Here is a 4,928-nt window from a genome sequence, read left to right on the forward strand (position 1 = left end):
TCGAGCAGCAGCACATCCTGTGGGTCGGCATCCGGGACTTGTTCCCGCAAGCGGGCGCGGGCGGTTTCGCTGTCGAGGTCAGCCACGCCGGTGCGCGCGCGCAGCAGTTGGGCCAGCACGCGGAAGGGAATGTCACCGGCGTGGGATTCACAGAAGGCCCAGAACACCTCCACCCCGCGACCGGCCGCCATCGCCGCCGTCTCCCGGGCCGTCCGGCTCTTGCCGATCCCCGGCGGTCCCACCACGCCCACCACACCGCCGCGGCCACCGATCGCGCGCTCCAACATGGCATCGAGGGCGGCCATCTCCCAGCGCCGACCGACCAGGCTCGACTCCGTGCGCCCGACCAGCCCATCCCGAGGGCCGATCCCGATCAGCCGACGCGCGGAAACCGCTTCGTCGAACCCCTTGATGCGCACCCACTCCGGTTCACCCAGCGTCACAGTGTGCTCGACCAGCCGCGCTGTCGAAGCGCTGAGCATCACCCCGCCCGGCGGAGCTACCGATTCCATCCGGTGGGCAAACCCGACGGTCTCGCCGCTCGCGGCGGATCCCCGCGCGCCCGCACCGATCTCACCGGCGATCACCTCACCGGAAGTCAGCCCGACTCGCACCTGCAGATCCACACCGTGGCGGTTTTCGACCTCGGCGGCCCAATGCCTTGTTTGCTCCTGGATGTCCAACGCCGCCAGACAGCCACGAAAAGCGTGGTCCTCCAACGCTACCGGTGCGCCGAACACCGCCATGATCCCGTCGCCCGTCCACTGTGCGACGGCGCTGCCGTACCGCTGCACCACCGCCGCGCAGCGGTCGGCGAGCTCGGCCATGATGTCACGCAGCCGCTCCGGTCCGACCGTCGCCGCGATGTCCATCGAGTGCACCACGTCGGCGAACAGCACGGTGACCTGTTTGTACTCGGCGCGGGTGCCCTGCTCGTCGACGGGTGAACCGCAGCCGTGGCAAAACCGGGCGTTCACCAGCGGTTCGGTGCCGCATGTGCGGCACGCCGTCGCTGCGGTCATGCACCCCTCCGCGCTTCCGGCCTCCGAGGTCCGTGTTCACCAGCATAGGGCGCTCGATGATTGACAGTAGGGGTTTGATCAGGTCGCGATCAGCGACATGTCTCCGCAAACTTTGAACCGCGCTTGAGGCGAGGAAGTGCAGTAGTCGATTGAGAAAGTGCAGTAGTCGATTTGAGGAGGGGCAGTAGTCGACTACTGAATGCCGGCCTGTCGATTCATGTGAGGTTGGCTTGAGTAATACCTGGTCATTCTATGACCGCCAGCGCGACTACGAGCTCCGGTCTTGTCCAGGTCGGCCCGACGAGCTAATGGGTGGACTGACATGTCGTATGTGATCTCAGCTCCGGAGATGATGACCTCGGCAGCAACGGATTTGGCCGGTATCGAATCAGCGCTCAGCGCAGCCCATGCGGCCGCGGCAACCCGGACGACGGCGGTGCCGGCCGCCGCCGCGGATGAGGTGTCGACGACGATCGCGGCACTGTTCTCCGCCCACGGCCAGGGCTTTCGGGCACTGGGTGCGCAGGCGGCGGCCTTTCATGACCAGTTCATGCAGTCGCTAAAGGCGAGTGCGGGCTCCTATGCGGGTGCCGAGGCCGCCAATTTCGCGGCGTTGACAGCTAATCCGGCGCAAACCCTCGAACAGGCCTTGCTGGGGGTCATCAATGCGCGCCCGCTGATCGGCAGCAAAGCTACCGGGAACGGTTTCGCGTTCGTTCAGCAACGCATCCCCACCACACTGGCTCCGGGACTGACCCAGCTGGGAAACACGCTCCTCACCGATATCTACGCGGCACAACCCGTCACGCCGATTCCGGCCTCACTGAACCCGACCTTTACCGGCACACCGTCGCTGGCAACCAGGATCGAAACCGCTGCCTTGTATCCGGTCAAAGATCTCCTGACCGTCACGGGTATCTATAACCAGTGGGGTAACCCGAATTCCCCACTTCTCGCGCTGCTTGCCAGCAACGCCCCGGGACTATCGCTGGTTCTCGGCAACAGCCCGCCGAAGATCCTGCCGCTGCTGCTGGGCGAAACGGTCCAGCAGACCACCACCTCCGACGGGCTGAACGTCGTCCAGATCACGCCTGCGCATCCCGACGGCAACTACGTGGTCGCCATTCACGGCGGCGCGTTCATCTTGCCGCCGACGCTCTTCCACTGGATCGACTACTCGATGATGGCCTACCAGACCGGCGCGACCATCGAGGTGCCGATCTACCCGTTGATGCAGCAGGGCGGCACCGCCGGCGTGGTGGTGCCGCAGATAGCCGACCTGATCTCTTCCACCGAAGTCACCGCGCACGGGGCCTCCCACGTCAGCGTGCTCGGGGACTCGGCGGGCGGCACCCTGGGACTGGCGGCCGTCGAATACATGGTGGCAAACCATGAGACCGTGCCGGCGTCGATGGTTCTGCTGTCCCCCTGGCTGGACCTGTCGGACACCAACCCGAACATCGCGTACGTCCACGATCCGTTCCTCCCACCGCTCGGGAGCGGAGCGCAAAATATCGGCAAAGTGTGGGCGGGCAATCTCCCCGTCAGCGACTATGAGGTGAGTCCGCTGAACGGATCGCTGAAGGGACTGCCGCCGACCTACGTCTACTCGGGCTCGCTGGATGAAGTCTCACCCGACGCGCTTGTCCTCCAACAGGAGGCGGTGGCCCAAAGTGCCCCGATCAGCTTCGCGATGGTCAACGGCGAAATCCACGACTGGATTTTCCTGACCCCGGACGGGTTGCACTACTGGCCGCAAATCGACCAGGAACTCGGTGCCTAAGCAGTAGGAACGTTGCTGTTCCACGCCCAGGTCGCGATCCTGGTGTCGGAGTGACTGACCCGGTCGAGGCGGACGTCGAGATGCCGGTCCGAGAGGCGCTCGGCCAGGCCCTCACCCCACTCCACGACGACGACCGCGCCGTCCAGTTCAGTGTCCAGGTCGAGTGAGTCGAGCTCGGCCAGCAGGTCCGCGCCGTGTTGGTCCAACAGCCGATAGACGTCGACGTGAATCATCGCCGGACTGCCCGGCCGGCGGGCCGGGTGCACCCGCGCCAGCACGAACGTCGGCGACGTGACGGGGCCGTCGACGTCCATCGCCGCGGCAATACCCTTGGCCAGCACGGTTTTTCCGGCGCCAAGCGGGCCGGAGAGCACCACCACGTCACCAGCGCGCAGCTGCGCACCCAGCTGCGACCCCAGCGCCACGGTGTCCTCGACGCGCTCCAAAGTCGCTTTACCTGACACGACGGAACCTGTCCCGGAAACGCTGGTATTTGTTCCGAGTGACCCGATTGACCAGCCGGATGATCCCGTCATTGATGGCGTCGGGCTTGTCCAGCAGCGCCAGGTGACTGGCACCGGCGACGATGACCAGTTCGGCTTGCGGCATGCCGACCGCCATCTTCCGCGAGTATTCGTCCGGGGTGAGCAGGTCGTGGTCACCGCACGCGACCAGGGTCGGGATCCGCAGCAGCGTCCACAGCCCGGCGGTCTCGTCGTGCACCTCCAGCGCGTGCAGGAATCCGACCATGGTGGCGATCGGGGTGCCGTTCATCATGTGCTGGGAGAACGCGTCCAAACTCCGGCTCACCCGCAGGTCGCTGAAGGATGCCGCGCGCAGGATGGGGCCGATCAGTGACCGCGACGCGTTACGGCCGCGGTGCATCAGCTTCGGTGCCGACCGAGCCGTGAGCCGGACCGCTTCCAGCGCCGGGTTTTTCAGGAACTCACCCAGAGGTGAGCGGGAAACCCCTTCGGCGGCAGTGGAAATCAACGCGGCGCCGACGATCCGCTGGCCATACTGGTCCGGGTACTGCCGGGCGTGCGACAGCACCGTCATGCCGCCCATCGAATGACCGACCAAGACGATCGGCCCGCGCGGCACGACCGTCTGCAGCACGGTCTCCAAGTCCTGGCCGAGTTGGGTCAGCGTGTAGGTCTCCGGGTCGGCTTCGCCGGACTGGCCATGGCCACGATGGTCGTAGAACACCATCCGCACGCTCGAGCCCCAACGCTCCCCGAGACGCATCCGCTGAAAGTGGAAGGCGCCCATACGTAGACAAAACCCGTGAACGAACAGCACCGTCAGTGGGGCGTCCACCGGTCCGGCCTCGCGCACGTGCAGCGGCACCCCGTCGGCCGTGGTCACCACCTGACCGCGGTCGCTGTCGAGTCGCTCGAAATCCTCGTCGTCCCAAGGGTCTTCCAGGCCGCTGGCGCGTTCGGCCATCGACCGGCGGGCGGAAGCGCCGACGATGGTGGCGACTGCGGTCAGCCCGGCACCTCCCGCAAGCCACGCGCTGCGCTTGCGGATCTCTTTACCGCTCAACGGTTCTCGGCCTCGCGATAGGTCCGGGTGATCCGCCCGCGGGGGCTGGTGACCACTTCGTAGTGGATGGTGCCGAGCAGATCCGCCCAGTCCTGGGCTGTGGGTTCTCCTGAAGTGCCGGGCCCGAACAGGACCGCCTCGTCGCCTTCGGCGACATCGACTTTTCCGGGACCTTTTCCGGGACCGAGGTCGACGACGAACTGGTCCATGCAGATCCGCCCGACGCCGGGGTATCGCCTGCCGTTGATCAGCACGTCCAGGCGTCCGCCCAGCGACCGGAAGACACCGTCGGCGTAGCCGACCGGCAGTAGCGCCAGGTTGGTGTCACGCTCGGCGACCCAGGTGTGCGCATACGACACACCCTCGCCGGCGCGGAGCGACTTCACCAGCGACACAGCACATTTCACCGACATCGCCGGAATCAGCCCCATGTCACCGAGATTCGGCACCGGGCTCAGGCCGTAGACCGCGATGCCTGGCCGGACCAGGTCGAAGGCGAGGTCGGGGCGCAACATGGTGGCCGACGAGTTCGACAAGTGCGCCGTCTCGAACCGCACTCCCTGGTCGCGCGCCTG

At 66.3% G+C, this 4,928-nt stretch carries 5 protein-coding genes; 1 reads left to right on the forward strand and 4 read right to left on the reverse strand.

The window, feature by feature from the left end:
- On the reverse strand, positions 1-1,022 hold a 1,022-nt coding region (locus VML93_RS36515; RefSeq protein ID WP_325618434.1), incomplete at its 3' end, for an adenylate/guanylate cyclase domain-containing protein.
- A gap of 322 nt (positions 1,023-1,344) precedes the next feature.
- Between VML93_RS36515 and VML93_RS36520 the strand changes: the two genes are divergently transcribed.
- Positions 1,345-2,805, forward strand: coding sequence for a PE domain-containing protein (locus tag VML93_RS36520; protein WP_325618436.1), 1,461 nt, complete (start codon positions 1,345-1,347; stop codon positions 2,803-2,805).
- On the opposite strand, the gene tsaE is transcribed toward VML93_RS36520, so the two are convergent.
- The 3 genes from tsaE to VML93_RS36535 form a co-directional block, all read right to left on the reverse strand.
- Positions 2,802-3,317: a tRNA (adenosine(37)-N6)-threonylcarbamoyltransferase complex ATPase subunit type 1 TsaE gene (gene tsaE, locus VML93_RS36525; RefSeq protein WP_414686539.1), complete on the reverse strand. Its 516-nt coding sequence runs from the start codon at positions 3,315-3,317 to the stop codon at positions 2,802-2,804. The genes VML93_RS36520 and tsaE overlap by 4 nt on opposite strands.
- Entirely contained in the window at positions 3,259-4,299 is a 1,041-nt protein-coding gene (locus tag VML93_RS36530; RefSeq protein WP_325618442.1) for an alpha/beta hydrolase, read from the reverse strand. Before VML93_RS36530 ends, tsaE begins: the two co-directional genes overlap by 59 nt.
- Before the next feature lie 50 nt (positions 4,300-4,349).
- Positions 4,350-4,928: alanine racemase C-terminal domain-containing protein (locus VML93_RS36535; RefSeq protein WP_325618440.1), on the reverse strand; the 579-nt coding region annotated here is incomplete at its 5' end.

It is taken from the genome of Mycobacterium sp. (assembly GCF_035499775.1).
Classification (GTDB): Bacteria; Actinomycetota; Actinomycetes; order Mycobacteriales; family Mycobacteriaceae; genus Mycobacterium.